This is a genomic window from Pseudomonas arsenicoxydans (assembly GCF_006438915.1).
Lineage (GTDB): Bacteria > Pseudomonadota > Gammaproteobacteria > Pseudomonadales > Pseudomonadaceae > Aquipseudomonas > Aquipseudomonas arsenicoxydans_A.
The window spans coordinates 229,187-250,975 of the sequence record NZ_RCZE01000004.1 but is presented as its reverse complement, the minus strand read 5'-3'; the positions used below and the strand labels follow the sequence as shown (position 1 = coordinate 250,975).

Genomic DNA, 21,789 nt, shown 5'->3' with positions numbered 1-21,789 from the left:
CGGGGCTTGTGGAATACCTCCATGGACTTACCCAGTAGTTACTCAGTACCCCGTTTCACCAATCATGAATTGACTGATTGATCCTTCCGGCGTGCCCCGCTGCTGGGAGTGGAGTTCGCCTATGTCTGAAGTTGAAGTAAAGAAAACGCAAGAAAGCCTGCAAGACCGCCTCGCTCAAGTTGTTGAGCTGTTGCAGCGTCAGCGGGTCGTCGAAGACCTGACTCATCGACAGGAAGGTCCGCATCACGACCGGGTCGAGAACCTGGTTCACCGGCAAAATCTCGTCGAGCTGCAACGCAAACTCGATGATCTGCACTCCGCCGACGTTGCCTACATCCTTGAAGCTTTGCCGCTGAATGATCGTCTGACGCTTTGGCAATTGGTCAAGGCCGATCGCGACGGCGACATCCTGCTTGAAGTATCCGACTCGGTCCGTGAAACCCTGATCGCCGACATGGACGATCACGAGCTTCTGGCCGCGGCCAAGGACATGGACGCCGACGAACTCGCTGACCTGGCTTCCGAGCTGCCGCGAGATGTCGTCCACGAGCTGATGGAAACCCTCGACGGTCAACAGCGTGAGCGCGTTCGCTCTGCGTTGTCCTATGACGAGGAGCAGGTCGGTGCGCTGATGGACTTCGAGATGGTGACCATCCGTGAGGATGTCAGTCTCGAAGTGGTCCTGCGTTACCTGCGTCGCCTCAAAGAGCTGCCCGGCCACACCGACAAGCTGTTTGTTGTCGACTACGACGGCGTGCTCAAAGGCGTACTGCCAATCAAGCGTCTGCTGGTCAACGATCCGGAAAAACAGGTTTCGGAAGTCATGGCCAGCGACCCGGTGAGTTTTCACCCGGACGAGGACGCCTACGACGCTGCTCAGGCGTTCGAGCGTTACGACTTGATCTCGGCCCCCGTGGTCGACAAGAACGGCAAGCTGATCGGCCGTCTGACCATCGATGAAATGGTCGACCTGATTCGTGAAGAGAGCGAAAACGAAGTTCTCAACATGGCGGGTCTGCGCGAAGAAGAAGATATTTTCGCGTCAGTCTGGAAATCCCTGCGCAACCGTTGGGCCTGGCTGGCGGTAAACCTGATTACCGCGTTTATTGCGTCGCGGGTGATCGGTCTATTTGAAGGCTCTATCGAAAAACTGGTGGCACTGGCGGCGTTGATGCCGATCGTGGCCGGTATCGGTGGCAACTCCGGTAACCAGACCATCACCATGATCGTTCGTGCGATGGCGCTGGATCAGGTGAGTACCGGTAATACCTCGCGACTGATGCGCAAGGAGCTGGCGGTCGGTCTGATCAATGGCCTGGTCTGGGGTGGGGTGATTGGCGTTGTGGCCTATCTGCTTTACGGCAGTTGGTCCCTTGGCGTGGTCATGACGGCCGCCATGACGCTCAATCTATTGCTGGCGGCGTTGATGGGGGTTTTGATTCCGATGACCCTGGCGCGGCTTGGGCGCGACCCTGCGATGGGTGCGAGTGTGATGATCACCGCCATGACCGACAGCGGCGGGTTCTTCATCTTCCTCGGGCTGGCGACGATATTTTTGCTCTGACTTGACCTGCTTTTAGAAGCCCGCCCAATTGGCGGGTTTTTTTTGACCGAATTTCAGGCAAAAAAAAGCCAGCGATTATGCTGGCTTGAACTTTCGGGGTGAATCAGGACGCGTCTGCGGCCATTTCAGCGTCATGGGCGATCAGCGAAACAAGGGCGTTTTGCTGGCGGTGGGACAGTTGACGGAAACGTTGCAGTAATTCGCGTTCGTGCAATGACAGCTCCGGGCTGTCCAGGCGCATGCTCAACTCTTCGCCCAGTGCACCTTCCTGAATAAGACTCTGCTCAAGGCGTGCAATGATTTCGGAGTTCATGCTGCGATGATGATTGCGAGCCACCTCGGCAATGCGTTCACGCATTCCGTCTGGCAGACGTACGACGAACTTGTCAGCCGTACGGCTGGAATAAATTGCCTGTTTCAATGGGCGCATATATTTAACCGGTAAGTTCAGGGGAGCGGTTCTCGGGATTGGCCGCAGGATGTCTGGTAGGACAAGCTTAATGGCCAAATGTTCAACCTGAATTGAAAGAGGCCCGCATCATGCCTCAAGGAAGCCATATCATTGGCGTCAATTCTGTGACAAATATTGAGCCGGGTAAAGGCTTAATGCCAGCACCCCTTGTCAGAAATGTGGACTGGTTGGAAAAGTTTGCCCAGTGTCACATTGCTAACCGCGTCCTCTGCTCCCACAAGTGATGTCTGACGACGCCTGAAGGTGCATGCTACGCGGATTCGATCCTTGATCCTTGTCTGGTACAGGATAGTGGCAAATGGCCGATTTACTAGGGGCGGGCGCGCAGTAGGGGGCAATTCAAGATGGATGGCAGGCTGATTTATCTGATGGGGCCTTCCGGATCCGGCAAAGACAGTCTCATTGAAGCGGCTCGAAAACCTTTGCAGTTGATGAATTGTGAAGTGGTGCGGCGGGTCATCACGCGTTCGGCCGAGTCTGTGGGAGAGGATGCTGTCGGCGTCTCCCGCGACGAATTCCTGCATCTAAAAGATGCGGGTGACTTCGCGCTGTCGTGGCACGCCAATGGCCTGGATTATGGGATTCCGATTCAGATCGATCAGTGGCTCAAGGATGGCCGGCATGTATTGGTTAACGGTTCTCGCGGTCATCTTGCCGAGGCGCTACAGCGTTATCCGGATCTGGTGCCAGTACTGTTGACCGTCAAGGATGAAGTGTTGCGCGAACGTCTTGTGCGGCGTGGTCGGGAGAGTCTGGCGGAAATTGAAGACAGGCTAGGCCGCAATGCACAGTTCAGGGCTGACAATGAACCAGTCCATCGACTCGATAATTCTGGCGAACTCGCCGTGACCGTTGCCCATCTACTCGATCTACTTAAACTTAACGCAGCACCGGATCAAACTTGATTTTTCGCCCGGCAATCAGCGCCAACACAAACAACCCGGCAAAAACGCCGCAGGCAATCAGCGGCAGGGTGATAGCCGCCTCCTGAACCAAAGCCAAATGAAGAATGCCGCTCAGTAAGGCGAGGATCAAACATCCTGCGGCTGATTTGGACATGCTGTGCTCCTGTTAGGGGGATTCAAAATACAAAGCGTTCGGAAGGCTGCGACACCGATTCAACTACCTGGCTCACATCCTGGCGAATAACCCCGCGCTGATCGCTCATCACCGCCAATTGCGGGGCTTTTTGCAGTTGCAGGTAGTGCGGCATGCGTTGAGCAACCTGCACCGCGCTGTTCTCGGGGGCAAAATGAAAACCCGCCAGGACTGCCAGGGCGAGCGCATTCGAGAGTAAAAGGGCGCGGTTCATGAGGCTCACCTCTGTTGTTCCTGAGAACGGCTGAAGCAGCCCGCGTGCCAACAGTTTAGCGGCTATTAAATCCTTTAAAAACAACGAATTAACTTATCCTTGAGAGGCACCTGTATTGCAAATTGCAATGCACGCATTTTGAGAGGATGCAATTTGCACGGTAAACAAAGCCACAGTCCGGCGGGGCGTCTGCCTACACTTAAAAAGCCGAACGGACGACATGACAAATCCAGGCCTGCCCGTTAACATGCACGCCGTCCATCGCGCCGTATTCTTGCGGGGCGACATGTGTCTCAGTAGCTCAATTGGATAGAGCATCCCCCTCCTAAGGGGAAGGTTGGCAGTTCGAACCTGCCCTGGGACACCATCTATTTCATGGCGCCTTGCACAACGCGCCGTTTCTGTTAGTGCCCGCATCGCACATTCCCTACTGATTCGTTTCCAGAGGCTTAGGCGCTAATGGTTGAAGAAGAGCTGTCCAGGCCTGGCGCAATCAGTCTTCGTGAGGCGTTCTGGTTCTGGTTGAAGCTCGGCTTCATCAGTTTCGGCGGTCCTGCGGGACAGATTTCGATCATGCACCAGGAGCTGGTCGAACGGCGGCGCTGGATATCCGAGCGCCGATTCCTGCATGCCCTCAACTACTGCATGTTGCTCCCCGGGCCAGAAGCGCAGCAGTTGGCCACCTATATTGGCTGGCTGATGCATCGAACCTGGGGCGGAGTGATTGCCGGCGCGCTGTTTGTGCTGCCCTCGTTATTCATCCTGATCGCGTTGTCGTGGATGTACATCGCCTTCGGTGAAGTGCCGGTGGTGGCCGGGCTTTTCTACGGCATCAAGCCGGCCGTGACCGCCATTGTCGTGCAGGCGGCCCATCGAATCGGCTCTCGGGCATTGAAAAACAATTGGCTTTGGGCGATAGCGGCTGCTTCATTCACCGCGATCTTTGCATTCAATATTCCGTTCCCGCTGATTGTTCTGGGCGCAGCGGTGATCGGCTATGTCGGCGGGCGCCTGGCGCCCGAGAAGTTCAGGACCGGTGGCCATGGCGCTGCCAAAAAGTCCTTTGGCCCGGCCTTGATCGATGACGACACTCCGTCCCCGGCGCATGCCCGATTCAGCTGGTTGAAGCTGGTATCGCTCGCATTGATCGGCGCCGCGCTATGGGCCTTGCCAATGGGGATATTGACTGTCCTCTTTGGTTGGGAAGGCACCCTGACCCAGATGGGTTGGTTCTTCACCAAGGCAGCATTGCTGACGTTTGGCGGAGCGTACGCCGTGCTTCCGTATGTCTATCAGGGGGCGGTCGGCCATTACGGCTGGCTGACACCGACGCAGATGATCGATGGCCTGGCGCTCGGTGAAACCACACCCGGGCCGTTGATCATGGTCGTGGCCTTCGTCAGCTTTGTCGGGGCGTATGTCGCACAGGTGTTCGGCAGTGAGCATGTTTTTCTGGCGGGAGCCGTTGCCGCCTGCCTGGTGACCTGGTTTACCTTCCTGCCCTCGTTTCTGTTCATCCTCGCGGGCGGCCCATTGGTGGAGTCGACCCACAACGAGCTCAAGTTCACTGCGCCACTGACTGCAATTACGGCAGCCGTCGTGGGTGTGATTCTCAATCTGGCGTGTTTCTTCGGCTATCACGTGTTGTGGCCACAGGGATTCAGCAGCCACCTCGATTGGCCCTCGGCATTGATTGCGATAGCCGCCGCCATCGCCTTGTTCGGCTTCAAGCGGGGCGTCATTCAGGTGCTGATGGGCTGTGCTGTCGTCGGCCTTGCGGTGCATCTGCTGCGCTAAATAAAGTACGAGTCAGTTAACAGTCGTTGGTGCGCCGCTTATTTAAACAACCCCTTCAAATATTTAGCCATCGCTTGAGAGTCACTCCGTCTCAAGCTAACGGCACTCTTGGCCGATAACCCGAACGGTCATGCTCTCCTTCTTAACATTGCCTGGAAATCTTCGATGCTGTCGTATCACCAAAAGAGTTTTCTGATCGTCGATGATTTCTCGGATTTCCGCAGTTCCGTCAGGTCCATGCTGCGTGAGCTGGGCGTCAAGGACGTGGATACCGCAGATTCTGGCGAGCAGGCGCTGCGCATGTGTTCGCAGAAGGCCTACGATTTTATCCTGCAGGATTTCCACCTCGGCGACGGCAAGAAGAACGGTCAGCAGGTGCTCGAAGACTTGATGATCGAGAAGCTGATCAGCCGTGAAAGCGTGTTCGTCATGGTCACCGCCGAAACCAGCCAGGCCATGGTGCTCAGTGCGTTGGAACACGAACCGGATGCCTACCTGACCAAGCCATTCAACCGCTCTGGCCTGGCCCAGCGCCTGGAGCGTCTGGAGCAGCGCAAGAACCTGCTCAAGCCGATCCTGCAGGCCCTCGACCGTGGCAAGCCGCTGGAAGTGCTCAATGCCTGCATCGAGTTGTGCAAGAAGGACATCCGTTATTCGCCGCTGTGCCTGCGCTACCGCGCGGATGCATTGCGCGACTTGAATCAGAACGAAGCGCTGGAACGCCTCTACGACAGCATCATTGCTGATCGGCCGTTGCCGTGGGCGTTTGCCGGGTTGGGCCAGCTGCTGTTCAAGCGCGGCCAGGTCAGCCAGGCCAAGGGCATCTATGAAAAAGCCCTGAAAGTGTTTCCGATGATGCCGGCGCTGTATGACGGCATGGCCGACGTGCTGGTGGTCGAAGGCGACACCAAGGGTGCGCAGAAAGTATTGGAAGAAGCCATTCGCCTGTCGCCGCTGGCCGTGCGGCGGCAAGCGTTGCTGGGCAAACTGGCGATGACTAACGAAGATTTCGACACCGCCTCCAGGGCGTATCGCCAGGCGGTGTCCCAAGGCGCTCAATCGCGTTTCAAGGACGCAGAAAGCAACCTCGGCCTGGCCCACGCTCTGATCAGCAAAGGCAGCGAGAAAGGCCTGGACACCCGCACCCGCCTGGAAATCAACACGACCCTTAGCCTGGTGGCCAAGGAGAACCCGTCTGACCCGGGTCTGCAGATTCGTGCGCGTCTGATGAAAGCCACCAGCCTGTTGCTCAACGACAGCGAAACGGCCGAGAAGCTCACCGAGCAAGCGATGATGCGCCTCGACGGCATGGAGCAATTCATGAGTGCCGAAGCGGCACTGCTGGTGGCCAAGCAGCTGCAAATGCTTGGTCAGGCAAGCGCGGGTGCCTCGATGCTGAAGAACTGCGCGGAGATCTACGGTGATGATCCGGTGGTGATGAAGGGCATCGCCAAGCTGACCGACGACCCGACCATCCTCAGTTCCAGCAACGCCGCCGCCGAGCTCAACCGTGAGGGCGTGCGGGTGTACAAGACCGGCAACCTGGTGGAAGCCCGGTCGGTGTTCCGCAAGGCGCTGGCGATGCAGCCGAAAAACATCAGTATTGCCCTGAACATGGCGCAGTCGCTGCTGCACGGTACCGACACCAGCGTGCCATCCGCGGAAATCGATGAATGTCGGGTCTGCCTGAAAATGGTCGGCTTAATGCCCGACACGGACGCGCGTTATCCGCGCTATCAGAAACTCAAAATCAAGGCGTTCGGCGGATGAGCCAAGACAACCCGGCATTGGATTTCTCGACGGTGATCGCTTCCACCGTGCACGACATGAAGAACTCGCTGGCCATGCTGATGCAGGCGCACAGCCACTGGCTGACTCGCTTGCCCGATCCGGAGCAGCACAGCCCGGAGCAGGGCGTCATCGAGTATGAGTTCGCCCACCTCAATGGCATGCTGGTGCAGCTGTTGGGCCTGTACAAACTGGGCGTCAATCAGTTGCCGTTGCAACCGGCCTACCATGACCTGGATGATTTTCTCGAAGCGCAACTGGCCAGCCATCAAGAGGTGTTCGCCAGTCGCGGCATTATCGCGACCTATGAAGTCGACCCATTGAGCCCGCTGGGTTTCTTCGACCGCGAGCTGGTCGCCTCGGTGCTGGGCAACATCATCAACAACGCCATTCGTTACGCGCGCGAGTCGCTGCTGATCAGCGTCAGTGACGAGGGCGGCCAATTGGTGCTGACCATCAACGACGATGGCGCCGGCTATCCGGCCGAGATGATCGAGTTCCAGGCCGATTATGTGCAGGGCATCAATTACACCAGCAGTAGCACCGGCCTGGGCCTGTACTTTGCCGGGCGGATTGCCGCGCTGCATCAGCGCAATGGTGTCGGCGGCAGCACCCGGCTGAGCAATGGCGGCCCGTTGGGCGGCGGTGTGTTCAGTCTTTATCTGCCCTGAGCCTTCTTTATTGTGTGGCACTGCTTGAAATTCTGAACAGGCGAAGCCTATTTTGTACGGGTCGCCGTTCGCGGCTCGCACAACAAAGGATTGCGTCATGACAACCGATGGCCATCGTTCACTCGCACAGCGATTGACGGGCATTGATGAGATTGAATGTGTTACGCCGGACTTGAATGGAGTTCCCCGGGGCAAAGTCATGACGGCCGAGGGTTTCCTCGAAGGACGTCGGTTGCAGTTGGCGCGGGGTGTGCTGCTGCAATGCATCATGGGTGGGTATCCGCCCGCGCGTTTTTACGGCAGCGATGACGGCGACCTCGCGTTGGTGCCGGACCCTGCGCATATCTATCGTTTGCCCTGGAGCCAGCAGCCTCGGGCACTGGCCATTTGCGATGCGGACGAATTGAGCGGTGAACCCTCGAGTCTGTCGACCCGCGGTCAACTCAAGTCAGTGATCGCGCGTTATGCAGCTCGCGGCCTGGCGCCGGTGGTGGCGACCGAGCTTGAGTTCTTCGTGTTCGCGCCCAACCCTGATCCGACTCAACCGTTCCAGCCGCCGCTGGGCGTGGACGGTCGACGCGAGGACGGTCAGTCGGCGTTCAGTGTCAGTTCCAATAACGGCTTGCGGCCGTTCTTCACCGAAGTCTATGAATGCATGGCGGCGCTGGGCCTGCCACGCGACACCTTCATGCATGAAATGGGTGTCAGCCAGTTCGAGATCAACTTGCTGCACGGTGATCCTTTGCTGCTGGCCGACCAGACGTTGCTGTTCAAGCATCTGCTCAAGGAAGTCGCGCTCAAGCATGGTCTGACCGTGGTCTGCATGGCCAAGCCGCTGGCGCACACGCCGGGCAGTTCGATGCACATTCACCAAAGCATCGTCGACATCAACACCGGGCGAAACGTGTTCAGCGACGAGGCGGGTCAGCCAACCGCCACCTTCCGTCACTTCATCGGTGGTCAGCAGGCCGGCATGGCGGACTTCACGGCGCTGTTCGCACCGAACGTGAACTCGTACCAGCGCTTGTGCCATCCCTATGCGTCGCCGAATAATGCCTGCTGGTCCCACGACAACCGTGCCGCCGGGTTGCGCATTCCGGCCAGTTCGCCGGTCGCTCGTCGGGTCGAAAATCGTTTGCCGGGGGCCGACGCCAATCCATACCTGGCCATCGCCGCCAGCCTTGCCGCCGGGTTGCATGGCATTGAGAACGAACTGGAGCCTAGCGAGGCAATCCAGGGCGAATTTGAAGTGCCGGATAATCTTTCGTTGCCGTGTACCTTGCATGCGGCTCTTGAGCGTCTGAAACGTAGCCAATTGGCGAAGGAACTGTTTGGCACCGAGTTCATCGAAGGCTACGTCGCTTCGAAGTCCATGGAGCTGACCAGTTTCTTTGATGAAATTACCCCTTGGGAGCGGCGTGTTTTAGCCGCCCAGGCCTGACGCTTCGTCGTCTTCGGGCTATCGTTTCGGTAGCCTGATCTTCACTGCAAGGAGCCGCTCGGAACGCCGATGCGCCAAATCTGGAAATCCTTTCGAGCGCTGTATTTCGCCTCGCTGATGATGTTGATCGGCTCGGGCCTCTTGAGCACTTACCTGGCCTTGCGCCTGGCGGCCGATCACGTCGACAGCTTGTGGGTCGGTGCGTTGATGGCGGCCAACTATTTCGGCCTGGTGCTGGGCGGCAAGATCGGTCACCGATTGATCGCCCGGGTCGGGCATATTCGGGCCTATGCCGCGTGTGCCGGTATCGTCGGTGCGGCGGTGCTCGGTCATGGATTGATCGACTGGCTGCCGGCCTGGCTGTTCCTGCGGGTGATCGTCGGCCTGGGCATGATGTGCCAGTACATGGTCATCGAGAGCTGGCTCAACGAGCAGGCCGATGCCAAGCAGCGCGGCATGGTCTTCAGCGGCTACATGATCGCTTCCTACCTGGGGTTGGTGCTGGGGCAGCTGATACTGGTCATGCACCCAAGCCTGGGCCTGGAACTGTTGATGCTGGTCGCCTTGTGCTTCGCCCTGTGCCTGGTGCCGGTGGCCCTGACTCGACGGATTCACCCGGCGCCGTTGCACCCCGCGCCAATGGAGCCGCGCTTCTTCATCAAGCGCGTGCCGCAGTCGTTGAGTACGGTGTTGGGGGCGGGGCTGATCGTCGGTTCGTTCTACGGTCTGGCGCCGCTGTATGCGTCCCAGCAGGGGTTGTCCACCGAGCAGGTTGGCCTGTTCATGGGTAGCTGCATCTTTGCCGGCCTGCTGGTGCAGTGGCCGCTGGGTTGGCTGTCCGACCGTTATGACCGGGCGCTGTTGATTCGCTGTTTTGCCTTCAGCCTGGCACTGGCCGCGTTGCCGTTGGCGATTCTGCAGAAGGTGCCGCTGGAGGTGTTGTTCATCTCCGGGTTCCTCTGTTCGCTGGTGCAGTTCTGCCTGTATCCGTTGGCAGTGGCGTTCTCCAATGACCATGTCGAAGGTGATCGCCGGGTTTCGCTGACGGCGATGCTGCTGGTGACCTACGGTGTCGGCGCCAGCATCGGGCCGCTGGTCGCCGGGGTGCTGATGAAGCTGTTCGGCAGCCACATGCTCTATGCGTTTTTCAGTTTCTTCGCGTTGGTGCTGGTGTGGCGGATCCGTCCGAAAGCGGTGACCAACCTGCACCAGGTCGACGATGCGCCGCTGCATCACGTCGCGATGCCGGACAGCATGTCGAGCTCGCCGCTGGTGGTGTGCCTTGACCCGCGTGTCGACGAGCAGATCGTTCAAGAGCAGATGCACAGTCCGCCGCATCCGGAAGCGGAGCCGGAACCAGAAGTGGAGATGGAAGGTGAGCCGACGCCACCGGAAGACCCGGACGCAGGGCGCGAACAAAGCTTCACGGAAGCCAGGCCCTGATAGTTGATGCATAAAAAAACGGGCAGTCACCGCAAGGGACTGCCCGTTTTTGTGTTGAGGCGTTGTATCAGAAATCGTCTTTGTCGAAGCGCCGAGCTTCACGCTGCAACTGATATACGAAACGCTCGACCTGACGCTGCACCAGCCCGCTCATGTTGTGAAAACGAATGCCGGCGAAGGTGGTGGAGATTCTTTCTTCGAAGTGCAGGTAACGCAGTTCCACCGGGGTGGTCATGCTGCCGAAGGGCAGGTCGGCGACGAAGCGGTCGTAGACCTGGCCCAACTGCAGTCGGCCGGTGATGTCGCCGTCAAAGCGCAGCTTGCAGCCAGTGGCGGAGATATCCAGCAGCTTGCCGTTGACGGGGAACTTGAGCTTTTCACCGCCCAGTTCGACGTTAACCAATTGCGCCAGTTTCAATGCAGCCCGGAAGGCGTTGCGGCGCTGGTGGTAGACGACCTCATCAGGGAGTTTGCCGCGATAGCAGCGTGTGTTGCTGAATTCGTCGATGCTCAGTGGGCCGTTGCTTTCCCAGGCGATGCGCACGCCGTCGTGGAAGCCTTCGACCCGAAACGATTCGCCCGCCAGCAGATAGCGTTCGCCATCGCGGGGCACCATTTCGTCCAGGGCAATCGTGTTGTTGTCACGATCAACCTCAACCAGATAGCTCTGGAAGCGCTGGTTACGTTCGTGAAACGTAATGATCAGCGGGTCATGGCTTTCTTGCAGCTGACGCAGATTACCCGCGATCTCCATGGGCGTGGAGAGCACCTTGGGTGGCTGCGGAGCATCTTCCGCGGTTAAGGCATTGGACACGGTTCATCGTTCTCCGGACAAAATATGACTGCGCATGGCCAGCATACTGCCAGCATCTGACGCGTCTTGAAAGTGCGAACTCATCAACAGGTTCACGCCTGACTGAGCGGGCGCGGCTTCGCTAGCTTGGCGGTTGATCCGCGGGCATCGTAAAGCGCGGGTGGTTCGCCACCGGTGAGGATCTTCAGCTGATTGGCCGTGGCGGCCTGCTGGATCAGGATCGACTGACCATTATTGACATTGATGGCCTGGCACTGAGCCAGGAGGTCGGTCAGGGCATCGCTTTGCGCCAGTAACTGATCACCGACGCTTGATTGGCTGGCGAGTTGCTCCAGACCGTTGCGATTGGTGGGCAGGTTGAGGCTGGCGAGGACTTCGCTGCGCTTGCGGCCATGCTGTTCGAGCAGAATGATCATTGCCTGTTTGCGCGCCAGAATGTCTTCGAGCAGTGGCATGTCGCGACCATGCAAGGCGAGGGACTCGGTTTGCAGTAACTCCAGCAAGTGTTGCGCTGGAGCAAAGTCGTCGATGATCAGTTGCAGTAAATTAGTGTCGTGCATGGCTGGCCTTGGGTTTTAAGCGTCCAAAAGCCTGGCGCAGGCCGTGGGCCTAGCGCTGGGCTTCGAAGTTGAGCAGTTTGCTGGCTACACGGTTGCTGTCGACTTTATAGCTGCCATCTGCAATCGCTGCTTTCAACTCGGCCACGCGGGCATTGTCGACGGCAGGCTGATCACGCAGCTTGTCAGTGACCTTCTGCAACTGTTGAGCCTCATTGCTGAGGTGTACCGATTCCCCGCTTTTGGCGGTACTGGCCTGTTCGGCCGGGGTATTCAGCGGCGCGGATTTGCCGGCTTCGGCAGTGTCCTTGCTGGCGCTGGTACGCGTACTGCCGGTCAGTGACGAGGAACTGTTCAAACGGCTGAAATCGATGACCATGATAAAAAACCTCTGGGAATTTGGACGCTTGCCATGTTTTCGGCTCTCCCTGCAAAAACTTTAGGCCCATTTATCAACGAGCCTGCATGCGCCAGCGCATTTCCTGCGTGAGGCACAGTTTAGGGAACAGCCACGGCCAGCGCCATGTTTTCGCAAGGGCAGAGTTTCTACATGGCCACTTCCACCTGGCCCGGCGCCATGACCTGCGCCTTGATGACCCGTTGGGAGTTGAGGTTTTTGACCCGGATCTGTTCACGCAACCCGCCATTGGACAGGGCCTCGCCCGGCATGCGCACGCTGAGCGTACCACTGCGGGCGGTAATCACCACCTGGTCGCCTTTGGAGATGACTTCGGCTTGTTCGAGATGGACCAGCGTCAGCACCTGATTGGCGACCGTTGGTCGGGTAAGTTTCTGTCCAATCGTCTGATCCGTAGAGGTGAAGTAACCCTGGCCGATCAGGCTGATGTCTCGCTCGCGCAGCATGACGTCACCCGGCTCGATATAGCCGGCTCGCCTGAGAGGCCGGGTGGTGGTGACCACGTCGCGAAACAGGCGGACTTGAGCGGGCACGAACACCGTCCAGGGCGAGTTGCTGTCGCAACGAACCTTGACCGTGACCCGGCCAATAGGGATCGCCGGGCTCTCCAGAGAAGCTGTCAATTCCTTGTCGCACATGGGCATGCGCAGGCGCGGATCGAGCTGTTTGACCTCGATCTCATAACGACCTTCGGTTTGACTGGTCGCCAAATAGTCTTCTACGGTGAACTCAAGAAAGCCCTGAGTGACGCCGATAAGCATGTCAGGCAAGGTAACTGCGTCAGCAAGGGCAGGGCTGCCAGCGTTGAACAGGCAGGCGGCCGACATCGTGCAAAGCACTTGGCGAGCGTGTGATGTCAGGCGTCGGAAAAATGTCGGTTCTGTGTTCATAAGAGTTAAAAAGCAAGCGCCGTGCCGTTTAGCAATGAACGTGCGTCGCAACACACTTAAGCGTTGGTGTAGGAGTCTGTGCATGGCTGGTGTAATGGATGCGGTAAACCAGCGCACGCAACTGGTAGGGCAGAATCGCCTGGAGCTGCTGTTGTTCCGTCTCGACGGCCAGCAGCTCTATGGGATCAACGTGTTCAAGGTTCGGGAAGTGCTGCAATGCCCAAAACTCACGCTGATGCCAAAATCCAGTCCTGTCGTGTGCGGTGTGGCAAATATCCGGGGGGCGACCATTCCGATTCTTGATCTGGCCATGGCGACCGGCTCCGGCGCGCTGAAAGATCAAAGCAATCCGTTCGTGATCATCACGGAGTACAACACCAAGACCCAGGGTTTCCTTGTGCGCTCGGTGGAACGCATCGTCAACATGAACTGGGAAGAGATTCATCCACCACCCAAGGGTACGGGGCGCGATCATTACCTGACGGCTGTGACTCGGGTCGACAATCAGTTAGTCGAAATCATCGACGTCGAGAAAGTGCTGGCAGAAGTGGCGCCAACCCCGGAAGCGATTTCGGTGGGCGTGGTCGATGTCGAAACTCAGCACAAGGCCCTGTCCTTGAAGGTCTTGACCGTTGATGACTCGTCGGTGGCGCGCAAGCAGGTGACCCGTTGCCTGCAAACGGTCGGTGTCGAAGTGGTGGCGTTGAACGACGGCAAGCAAGCGCTGGACTATCTGAAAAAGCTGGTCGATGAAGGGAAAAAGCCGGAAGAAGAGTTCCTGATGATGATTTCCGACATCGAGATGCCGGAAATGGACGGGTACACCCTCACGGCCGAGATCCGCAACGACCCGCGCATGCAAAAGCTTCATATCATCCTGCATACTTCGTTGTCCGGGGTATTCAATCAGGCGATGGTCAAGAAAGTCGGTGCCGATGACTTCCTTGCCAAGTTCCGTCCTGATGACCTGGCATCCCGGGTAGTCGACCGGATCAAAGCAGCAGATATCAGCTAGGGGCCTTCTGCCCCTGGTGGTCAACACGATTTAAGAGGCGGCATCTTTGTCTACGGGTAATTTGGATTTCGAACAGTTCCGGGTCTTCCTGGAAAAAGCCTGTGGCATTTTGCTCGGTGAAAACAAGCAGTACCTGGTCTCGAGCCGTCTCAACAAACTGATGGAACAGCAAGGCATCAAATCCCTGGGTGAGCTGGTCCAGCGCATCCAGACCCAGCCACGCAGCGGTTTGCGCGAGATGGTGGTGGACGCGATGACCACCAACGAAACCCTGTGGTTTCGTGACACCTATCCGTTTGAGGTCTTGAAGAACAAGGTGTTGCCGGAAGCGATCAAGGCCGCACCCGGCCAGCGCTTGCGGATCTGGTCGGCGGCCTGTTCGTCGGGTCAGGAACCGTACTCGCTGTCGATGTCCATCGATGAGTTCGAGCGCGTCAACATGGGTCAGTTGAAGATGGGGGCGCAGATTGTGGCCACCGATCTGTCCGGCACCATGCTGACCAACTGCAAGACCGGCGAGTACGACAGCCTGGCAATCGGCCGTGGCCTGTCGCCCGAGCGCCTGCAGCGTTACTTCGATCCGAAAGGGCCGGGACGCTGGGCGATCAAGGCGCCGATCAAGAGCCGTGTGGAGTTTCGTTCGTTCAACCTGCTGGACAGTTACGCGGCCTTGGGCAAGTTCGACATCGTGTTCTGCCGCAACGTGCTGATCTACTTCTCCGCCGAGGTGAAGAAAGACATCCTGTTGCGCATTCACAGCACGCTCAAGCCGGGCGGCTATCTGTTCCTCGGTGCGTCTGAAGCGCTGAACGGTTTGCCGGATCATTACCAGATGGTCCAGTGCAGCCCGGGGATCATTTACCAGGCGAAGTGATTCGTTGGCGGCACACAAAAAACGGGAGACCTCAGGGGCTCCCGTTTTTTTATGCCTGATGATTTCCCGCCAACACCCCAATTCAAATGTGGGAGCGGGCTTGCTCGCGAAGGCGGTGTGTCATTCAAAGTAGATGTCGACTGACACGACGCCTTCGCGAGCAAGCCCGCTCCCACATTTGGATCTGCGTTGCCCGTGGGAAAGCGGCAGAAAAGCGGCATCCAGCGGAAATCGTTTGCCGCTTTTCTGGCATTGCCGCCCTTGCCACTCCCAGCAAAGCCCCGGTTTCCGGGGTTTTTCGATTTGGCACGCCGCTTGCTATGTCTCTGTTACGAAAAATCAGGTCACCCGAAGGTTTCCCGACATGAGCATCAGCTTCGATAAAGCGCTCGGTATCCACGAACAAGCCCTGGGCTTCCGCGCTCAGCGTGCCGAAGTCCTGGCCAACAACATCGCCAACGCCGACACCCCGAACTACAAGGCTCGGGATCTGGACTTCTCCAAAGTGCTCGCCGCACAGAACGAGAAAACCAAGGGCGGCACCTTTGCCTTGAACATGACCAACAGCCGTCATATCGAAGCTGAAGGCCTGGGCAATGGCGACGAGTCGCTGCTGTACCGCACGCCGATGCAGCCGTCGATCGACCAGAACACCGTGGACGCCCAACTGGAACAGTCGAACTACGCGGAAAACGCCGTCGGCTTCCAGGCCAGCTTCACCCTGCTCAACAGCAAATTCAAAGGGCTGGTATCAGCCCTTCGCGGAGAGTAAGTCATGTCTCTATCCAGTGTTTTCAACATTGCCGGTAGCGGCATGAGTGCGCAAACCACTCGCTTGAACACCGTGGCCTCGAACATCGCCAACGCCGAAACCGTCTCGTCGAGCATCGACCAGACCTATCGCGCCCGTCACCCGGTGTTCGCCACCATGTTCCAGGGCGGCCAGAACGGCGGCAGCAATTCGCTGTTCCAGAGCCAGGACGCTGCCGGTCAAGGCGTGCAAGTGCTCGGCGTGGTCGAAGACCAGAGCAACCTTGAAGCACGCTATGAGCCGAACCATCCGGCTGCCGATGCCAAGGGCTACGTCTACTACCCGAACGTCAACGTCGTCGAAGAAATGGCCGACATGATTTCCGCGAGCCGTTCGTTCCAGACCAACGCTGAAATGATGAACACCGCCAAAACCATGATGCAGAAGGTCCTGACCCTCGGTCAGTGATAAGGGGCGACTCAGATGAGTGTTACCGATACCACCAGCGGCTTGAGCCTCAAGGATGTTTTGGCCAATTCCTCGGTCAAGACCACCACCAGCAGCGACGGCCTGGCCGCCGCTACCAGCAGCGCCACCGGCAAAAAAGCGTTGGGCAAAGATGCCTTCCTGCAATTGCTGGTGACCCAGCTTAAAAACCAGAACCCGCTGGAACCGCAGGACAACGGCGCGTTCGTCGCGCAGTTGGCGCAGTTCAGTAGCCTGGAAGGCATCACCACGCTCAACGATACGGTCAGCGGCATTGCCGGCAACTACAACTCGTCGCAAGCGTTGCAGGCTTCTTCGCTGGTAGGTCGTTCGGTGGTCGCCCAGACCGACACCGCGGTGGTCGATACCTCCAAGAGTTTCAACGGCACAGCGGTCGTACCGGCCTCGACGAACCCGGTCACGATCAAGATCACCGATACCGATGGCAAAGTCGTTCGCACCATCGATCTGGGCAGCCAGCAAGCCGGCAACGCCGGTTTCATCTGGGACGGCAAGAACGATGCGGGTGAAGTGGCCAAGGCCGGCACTTACAAGTTTGCAGCGACCGCAACTTACGACAGCAAGGCGACCTCGCTGGTGACTTACCTGCCGGCAACCGTCAACAGTGTGACCATCAGCCAGACCGGCGGTGAGTTGATGCTGAACCTGGCAGGCCTGGGCAGTGTTGCCCTGTCCAAAGTACAGACCATTGGTATATAGAGCCGACTAACACGGCACAAAGGAGTGGAATATGTCTTTCAATATCGGCCTTAGCGGTCTCTATGCAGCCAACAAACAACTGGACGTGACCGGTAACAACATCGCCAACGTCGCGACCACCGGTTTCAAATCGTCCCGTGCAGAATTCGAAGACGTGTACTCGGCCACTCGCCTGGGTACCGGCAGCAAGACCGTCGGCAACGGCGTGCGTCTGGCCAACGTTGCCCAGCAGTTCGGTCAGGGCGACGTGAACAACACCGGCAACGTGTTGGACATGGGTATCCAGGGCAACGGTTTCTTCGTCATGAGCGACAACGGTTCGCTGAGTTATACCCGTGCCGGTGCGTTCAAGACTGACGCCCAGAACTACGTGGTCGACAACAACGGCCGCCGCTTGCAGGGTTTTGGCGTAGACGCCAACGGCAAGATCATCAACGGCGTGCTGACCGACCTGAAAATCGACACCTCGAGCCTGGCGCCGCACGCGACCACTCGTGTCGACCAGACAATGAACCTGAATTCCTCGGACCCACTGCCAACAGTGACCCCGTTCAACGTCAAAGACACCAACAGCTACAGCAAGACCATTTCCACCCCTGTGTACGACACGCAGGGTAACCAGCACACGATGGACCAGTACTACGTTAAAAACGCGGCGTCCAACTCCTGGACTGTCTACACCTACATGGACGGCCGTAGCCCAACCAACCCACTGGCTGAGCCGCCGGTGCCGATCACTGCTGACCTGACCTTCAACCCTGATGGCACCATCAAGACCCTGGTGGGCGGTGCGGGCTGGACGCAAACCGGCACCACCCTGACCATGACAGGCTGGAAGCCGGGTGTGGTGGTTAACCCCAACGCTAACCCGCCGACCTGGGCCCTGAATGGCTCGGACGCAGCAGCGGCCGGTATCGCGTTCGACATGACCAAAACCACGTCGTACGCTTCGCCAACTGCTCGTACTGCGCAGTACCAGGACGGTTACGCGACTGGCCAGATCTCCAGCCTGACCATCGACGAAAGCGGTGTCATGACCGCCAACTTCACCAACCAGCAAACCAAGGCCATCGGCCAGGTCGCCATTGCCAGCTTCGCCAACGAACAAGGCTTGCAGCCAATCGGTGGTTCTGGCTGGAAAGAAACCTTCGCCTCGGGCGTGCCGGGCATCGATGCACCGAAAACCGGTACGCTGGGTTCGGTGGTGTCCAACTCGCTGGAAGAGTCCAACGTCAACCTGACCAACGAACTGGTTGATTTGATCAAGGCGCAGAGCAACTACCAGGCGAACGCCAAGACCATCTCCACCCAGAGCACCATCATGCAGACCATCATTCAGATGACTTGATGCCTGATAGCGCTGCCTAAAGAACCCCTCGAAAGAGGGGTTTTTTTATGGCCAGGGTTTGTGTCCGGGTCTTGGGTTTTGCGTTGTTAGAGCTGGCTTCTTCGCGAGCAAGCCCGCTCCCACATTTGACCGAGTTCCTTCAGGAGGAATGCAACTAAATGTGGGAGCTGGCTTGCTCGCGAAGAGGCCAGCACTGTCACTACTTTCCTTGAGGCAAAAGAAAACCCCCGACCCATCCAGAGGAGTGATCGGGGGTTTCGGCAAGCGCCTTTCAGCGCCTACCGGCTCGGCTTATTGGCAAGCTTCGCAATCCGGCTCGTCGATGGCGCAGGCCTTTGGCACTGGAGCAGGGCCGGCAGGTGCAGCCAGGACCGAATCTTCACCGTGGTTGCCGCCGCTGGAAACAGCGTTCAGCTTGCCGGTGTTGATGGTCGACTTCTCGGTGCTGGTCGCGGCCAGGGCACGGAGGTAGTAAGTGGTTTTCAGGCCACGGTACCAGGCCATGCGGTAGGTCACGTCCAGCTTTTTGCCCGAAGCGCCAGCGATGTACAGGTTCAGCGACTGAGCCTGGTCGATCCACTTCTGGCGACGGCTGGCCGCGTCAACGATCCACTTGGTGTCCACTTCGAAAGCAGTCGCGTAGAGCTCTTTGAGTTCTTGCGGGATGCGCTCGATCTGCTGCACCGAACCGTCGTAGTACTTCAGGTCGTTGATCATGACCGAGTCCCACAGACCGCGAGCCTTCAGGTCGCGAACCAGGTACGGGTTGATCACGGTGAATTCGCCCGACAGGTTCGATTTCACGTAGAGGTTCTGGTAGGTCGGTTCGATCGACTGCGAGACGCCAGTGATGTTGGCGATGGTCGCGGTCGGTGCGATGGCCATGATGTTGGAGTTACGAATGCCTTTCTGTACACGGGCGCGAACCGGTGCCCAGTCCAGGGATTCGTTCAGGTCAACGTCGATGTACTTCTGGCCACGTTGCTCGATCAGGATCTGTTGCGAATCCAGCGGCAGGATGCCTTTTGACCACAGCGAACCCTGGAACGTCTCGTAGGCGCCGCGCTCATCGGCCAGATCGCAGGAAGCCTGGATTGCGTAGTAGCTGACCGCTTCCATCGACTTGTCGGCGAACTCGACGGCAGCGTCGGAACCGTAAGGAATGTGCTGCAGGTACAGCGCGTCCTGGAAGCCCATGATGCCCAGACCGACCGGACGGTGCTTGAAGTTGGAGTTCTTCGCTTGTGGCACCGAGTAGTAGTTGATGTCGATCACGTTATCGAGCATGCGAACAGCGGTGTTCACGGTGCGTTCCAGCTTGGCGGTATCGAGCTTGCCGTTGACGATGTGGTTCGGCAGGTTGATCGAGCCCAGGTTGCAAACGGCGATCTCGTCCTTGTTGGTGTTCAAGGTGATCTCGGTGCACAGGTTCGAGCTGTGGACCACGCCCACGTGCTGCTGCGGGCTGCGCAGGTTGCACGGGTCTTTGAAGGTCAGCCATGGGTGGCCGGTTTCAAACAGCATGGACAGCATTTTGCGCCACAGGTCTTTGGCCTGGATGGTCTTGAACAGTTTGACCTTGCCTGGGTATTCGGTCAGGGCTTCGTAGTACTCGTAGCGCTCTTCGAAAGCTTTACCGGTCAGGTCGTGCAGGTCCGGTACTTCGGATGGCGAGAACAGGGTCCACTTGCCGTCATCGAAGACGCGCTTCATGAACAGGTCAGGGATCCAGTTGGCGGTGTTCATGTCGTGGGTACGACGACGGTCATCACCGGTGTTCTTGCGCAGCTCGATGAACTCTTCGATGTCCATGTGCCAGGTTTCCAGGTAGGCACACACAGCGCCTTTGCGCTTGCCACCCTGGTTAACGGCAACGGCGGTGTCGTTTACTACTTTCAGGAACGGAACAACGCCTTGGGATTTGCCGTTGGTGCCCTTGATGTACGAACCGAGCGCACGCACCGGCGTCCAGTCGTTGCCCAGGCCACCGGCGAATTTCGACAACATGGCGTTGTCGTGGATCGCGTGATAGATGCCCGACAGGTCATCCGGCACGGTGGTCAGGTAGCAGCTCGACAACTGTGGACGCAGGGTACCGGCGTTGAACAGGGTCGGCGTCGAGGACATGTAGTCGAAGGACGACAACAGGTTGTAGAACTCAATGGCGCGGTCTTCTTTCTGCTTCTCTTCGATCGCCAGGCCCATGGCCACGCGCATGAAGAAGATTTGCGGCAGTTCGAAGCGGATACCGTCCTTGTGGATGAAGTAACGGTCGTACAGGGTTTGCAGGCCCAGGTAGGTGAACTGCTGGTCGCGCTCGTGGTTGATCGCCTTGCCGAGTTTTTCCAGGTCAAACGTGGCCAGGATCGGGTTCAGCAATTCGAATTCGATACCCTTGGCGATGTAGGCAGGCAGGGCTTTGGCGTACAGGTCGACCATTTCGTGGTGAGTCGCGCTTTCAGCGACTTCCAGGAAGCTCAGACCTTCGGCACGCAGGGTGTCCATCAGCAGCCGGGCGGTCACGAACGAGTAGTTCGGCTCACGCTCAACCAACGTACGGGCGGTCATCACCAGTGCGGTGTTGACGTCGGTCAGGGCCACGCCGTCGTACAGGTTTTTCAGGGTTTCGCGCTGGATCAGGTCGCCGTCGACTTCTTCCAGGCCTTCGCACGCTTCGGTGACGATGGTGTTCAGGCGGCCCATGTCCAGAGGAGCAAAGGTGCCATCGGCGCGGGTGATGCGGATCGACGGGTGAGCGTTGACGGCTTCTTCGGCCGGGGCGTGGGCCGCGCGTTGTTTCGAACGACCGTCACGGTAGATCACGTAGTCGCGGGCTACTTTCTGCTCGCCGGCACGCATCAGGGCCAGTTCAACCTGGTCCTGGATTTCTTCGATGTGGATGGTGCCGCCCGAGGGCATGCGACGCTTGAAGGTCGCGGTGACTTGTTCGGTCAGGCGGGCCACGGTGTCATGGATTCGCGACGAGGCGGCAGCGGTGCCGCCTTCAACTGCGAGAAACGCTTTGGTGATGGCGACGGTGATCTTGTCATCGGTGTAAGGAACGACAGTCCCGTTACGCTTGATCACACGCAGCTGACCTGGCGCGGTGGCGGACAGATCCGAAGTCGAATCAGCGGCCTGCGGCAAGGTGCCCTGCGGGTTCTCGCGAGTTGTGTCGGTTTGCATGGGGGGGTGTCTCCACATTCTCTATGTTTGTTTGAGCACCTTCATGGTGCCCACCGTTCTGTCCTGAAGCACTACAACCGACGTGGTGTCGGGCATAACAACTTCGGGACAGTAGGAAAAGGCTAATGATGCCGCTTCCTTGCCGAAGTCTTTGGCCGCGAGCCTGGGCTCGAAACCGGATTCCTTTCAGGGTGCCAGTAATGACTGCAACACCCGTACCGTTCTGGCTGTTCTGGCCTGAA

General features: G+C 58.2%; 21 protein-coding genes and 1 tRNA gene. 14 read left to right on the top strand and 8 right to left on the bottom strand.

Annotated features, from left to right (window positions below; genetic code table 11):
* Positions 1 to 121 precede the first annotated feature (121 nt).
* On the top strand, positions 122 to 1,564 hold the full coding sequence (gene mgtE / locus EAH78_RS10200) for a magnesium transporter (protein WP_140667438.1): 1,443 nt from the start codon (positions 122 to 124) through the stop codon (positions 1,562 to 1,564).
* A gap of 103 nt (positions 1,565 to 1,667) precedes the next feature.
* Here the strand turns inward: mgtE and EAH78_RS10195 are convergent, their stop codons facing one another.
* The gene (locus EAH78_RS10195; RefSeq protein WP_003178899.1) at positions 1,668 to 1,994 is read right to left on the bottom strand and encodes an Arc family DNA-binding protein; all 327 of its coding nucleotides are present in this window, start codon (positions 1,992 to 1,994) and stop codon (positions 1,668 to 1,670) included.
* Positions 1,995 to 2,380: 386 nt separating this feature from the next.
* Between EAH78_RS10195 and phnN the strand changes: the two genes are divergently transcribed.
* Entirely contained in the window at positions 2,381 to 2,941 is a 561-nt protein-coding gene (gene phnN / locus EAH78_RS10190) for a phosphonate metabolism protein/1,5-bisphosphokinase (PRPP-forming) PhnN (RefSeq protein ID WP_140667437.1), read from the top strand.
* Here the strand turns inward: phnN and EAH78_RS10185 are convergent.
* Positions 2,916 to 3,095 (bottom strand): PA3371 family protein, encoded by a 180-nt coding sequence (locus tag EAH78_RS10185; RefSeq protein ID WP_140667436.1) that lies wholly within the window; start codon positions 3,093 to 3,095, stop codon positions 2,916 to 2,918. The genes phnN and EAH78_RS10185 overlap by 26 nt on opposite strands.
* A 22-nt stretch (positions 3,096 to 3,117) precedes the next feature.
* On the bottom strand, positions 3,118 to 3,348 hold the full coding sequence (locus EAH78_RS10180; protein WP_140667435.1) for a hypothetical protein: 231 nt from the start codon (positions 3,346 to 3,348) through the stop codon (positions 3,118 to 3,120).
* Between the two features lie 290 nt (positions 3,349 to 3,638).
* Here EAH78_RS10180 and EAH78_RS10175 point away from each other — a divergent pair.
* From EAH78_RS10175 to EAH78_RS10150, 6 genes are all read left to right on the top strand, one after another.
* A tRNA-Arg gene (locus EAH78_RS10175) sits at positions 3,639 to 3,715 on the top strand.
* Positions 3,716 to 3,807: 92 nt separating this feature from the next.
* Positions 3,808 to 5,145, top strand: coding sequence for a chromate efflux transporter (gene chrA / locus EAH78_RS10170; protein ID WP_140667434.1), 1,338 nt, complete (start codon positions 3,808 to 3,810; stop codon positions 5,143 to 5,145).
* 165 nt (positions 5,146 to 5,310) lie between these two features.
* Positions 5,311 to 6,915 (top strand): tetratricopeptide repeat-containing response regulator, encoded by a 1,605-nt coding sequence (locus EAH78_RS10165; RefSeq protein ID WP_140667433.1) that lies wholly within the window; start codon positions 5,311 to 5,313, stop codon positions 6,913 to 6,915.
* Complete coding sequence (locus EAH78_RS10160) at positions 6,912 to 7,604, top strand: sensor histidine kinase (RefSeq protein WP_140667432.1); 693 nt, start codon at positions 6,912 to 6,914, stop codon at positions 7,602 to 7,604. The genes EAH78_RS10165 and EAH78_RS10160 overlap by 4 nt, the downstream gene beginning before the upstream one ends.
* 199 nt (positions 7,605 to 7,803) lie before the next feature.
* Positions 7,804 to 9,045, top strand: a complete 1,242-nt coding sequence (locus EAH78_RS10155; protein WP_193560075.1) for a glutamine synthetase family protein — start codon at positions 7,804 to 7,806, stop codon at positions 9,043 to 9,045.
* A gap of 69 nt (positions 9,046 to 9,114) precedes the next feature.
* Positions 9,115 to 10,488, top strand: coding sequence for an MFS transporter (locus EAH78_RS10150; protein ID WP_140667430.1), 1,374 nt, complete (start codon positions 9,115 to 9,117; stop codon positions 10,486 to 10,488).
* Positions 10,489 to 10,555: 67 nt separating this feature from the next.
* Here the strand turns inward: EAH78_RS10150 and EAH78_RS10145 are convergent, their stop codons facing one another.
* From EAH78_RS10145 to flgA, 4 genes are all read right to left on the bottom strand, one after another.
* Positions 10,556 to 11,302: a flagellar brake protein gene (locus EAH78_RS10145; protein WP_140667429.1), complete on the bottom strand. Its 747-nt coding sequence runs from the start codon at positions 11,300 to 11,302 to the stop codon at positions 10,556 to 10,558.
* 92 nt (positions 11,303 to 11,394) lie between these two features.
* Positions 11,395 to 11,862, bottom strand: coding sequence for a flagella synthesis protein FlgN (locus EAH78_RS10140; protein ID WP_140667428.1), 468 nt, complete (start codon positions 11,860 to 11,862; stop codon positions 11,395 to 11,397).
* A gap of 49 nt (positions 11,863 to 11,911) precedes the next feature.
* Positions 11,912 to 12,238, bottom strand: coding sequence for a flagellar biosynthesis anti-sigma factor FlgM (flgM, locus tag EAH78_RS10135; RefSeq protein WP_140667427.1), 327 nt, complete (start codon positions 12,236 to 12,238; stop codon positions 11,912 to 11,914).
* A gap of 167 nt (positions 12,239 to 12,405) precedes the next feature.
* On the bottom strand, positions 12,406 to 13,167 hold the full coding sequence (gene flgA / locus EAH78_RS10130) for a flagellar basal body P-ring formation chaperone FlgA (protein ID WP_140667426.1): 762 nt from the start codon (positions 13,165 to 13,167) through the stop codon (positions 12,406 to 12,408).
* Between the two features lie 82 nt (positions 13,168 to 13,249).
* Here flgA and EAH78_RS10125 point away from each other — a divergent pair, with 82 nt between their 5' ends.
* From EAH78_RS10125 to flgE, 6 genes are all read left to right on the top strand, one after another.
* Positions 13,250 to 14,182 (top strand): chemotaxis protein CheV, encoded by a 933-nt coding sequence (locus EAH78_RS10125; protein WP_140667425.1) that lies wholly within the window; start codon positions 13,250 to 13,252, stop codon positions 14,180 to 14,182.
* A 46-nt stretch (positions 14,183 to 14,228) separates the two neighbouring features.
* The gene (cheR, locus tag EAH78_RS10120) at positions 14,229 to 15,056 is read left to right on the top strand and encodes a protein-glutamate O-methyltransferase CheR (protein ID WP_010457158.1); all 828 of its coding nucleotides are present in this window, start codon (positions 14,229 to 14,231) and stop codon (positions 15,054 to 15,056) included.
* A gap of 364 nt (positions 15,057 to 15,420) precedes the next feature.
* On the top strand, positions 15,421 to 15,828 hold the full coding sequence (flgB, locus tag EAH78_RS10110) for a flagellar basal body rod protein FlgB (RefSeq protein ID WP_027923954.1): 408 nt from the start codon (positions 15,421 to 15,423) through the stop codon (positions 15,826 to 15,828).
* A 3-nt stretch (positions 15,829 to 15,831) separates the two neighbouring features.
* Positions 15,832 to 16,275: a flagellar basal body rod protein FlgC gene (gene flgC, locus EAH78_RS10105; protein WP_128614135.1), complete on the top strand. Its 444-nt coding sequence runs from the start codon at positions 15,832 to 15,834 to the stop codon at positions 16,273 to 16,275.
* 15 nt (positions 16,276 to 16,290) lie between these two features.
* Positions 16,291 to 17,013, top strand: coding sequence for a flagellar hook assembly protein FlgD (gene flgD, locus EAH78_RS10100; protein WP_140667423.1), 723 nt, complete (start codon positions 16,291 to 16,293; stop codon positions 17,011 to 17,013).
* Between the two features lie 31 nt (positions 17,014 to 17,044).
* Positions 17,045 to 18,361 carry a flagellar hook protein FlgE gene (gene flgE, locus EAH78_RS10095; RefSeq protein ID WP_140667422.1) on the top strand — a complete coding sequence of 439 codons (1,317 nt, stop codon included), beginning with the start codon at positions 17,045 to 17,047 and terminating at the stop codon, positions 18,359 to 18,361.
* A 291-nt stretch (positions 18,362 to 18,652) separates the two neighbouring features.
* Here flgE and EAH78_RS10090 read toward each other — a convergent pair whose 3' ends face one another.
* A complete protein-coding gene (locus EAH78_RS10090) occupies positions 18,653 to 21,547 on the bottom strand; it encodes a ribonucleoside-diphosphate reductase subunit alpha (protein WP_140667421.1) in 2,895 nt (964 codons plus the stop codon).
* Between the last annotated feature and the right edge of the window lie 242 nt (positions 21,548 to 21,789).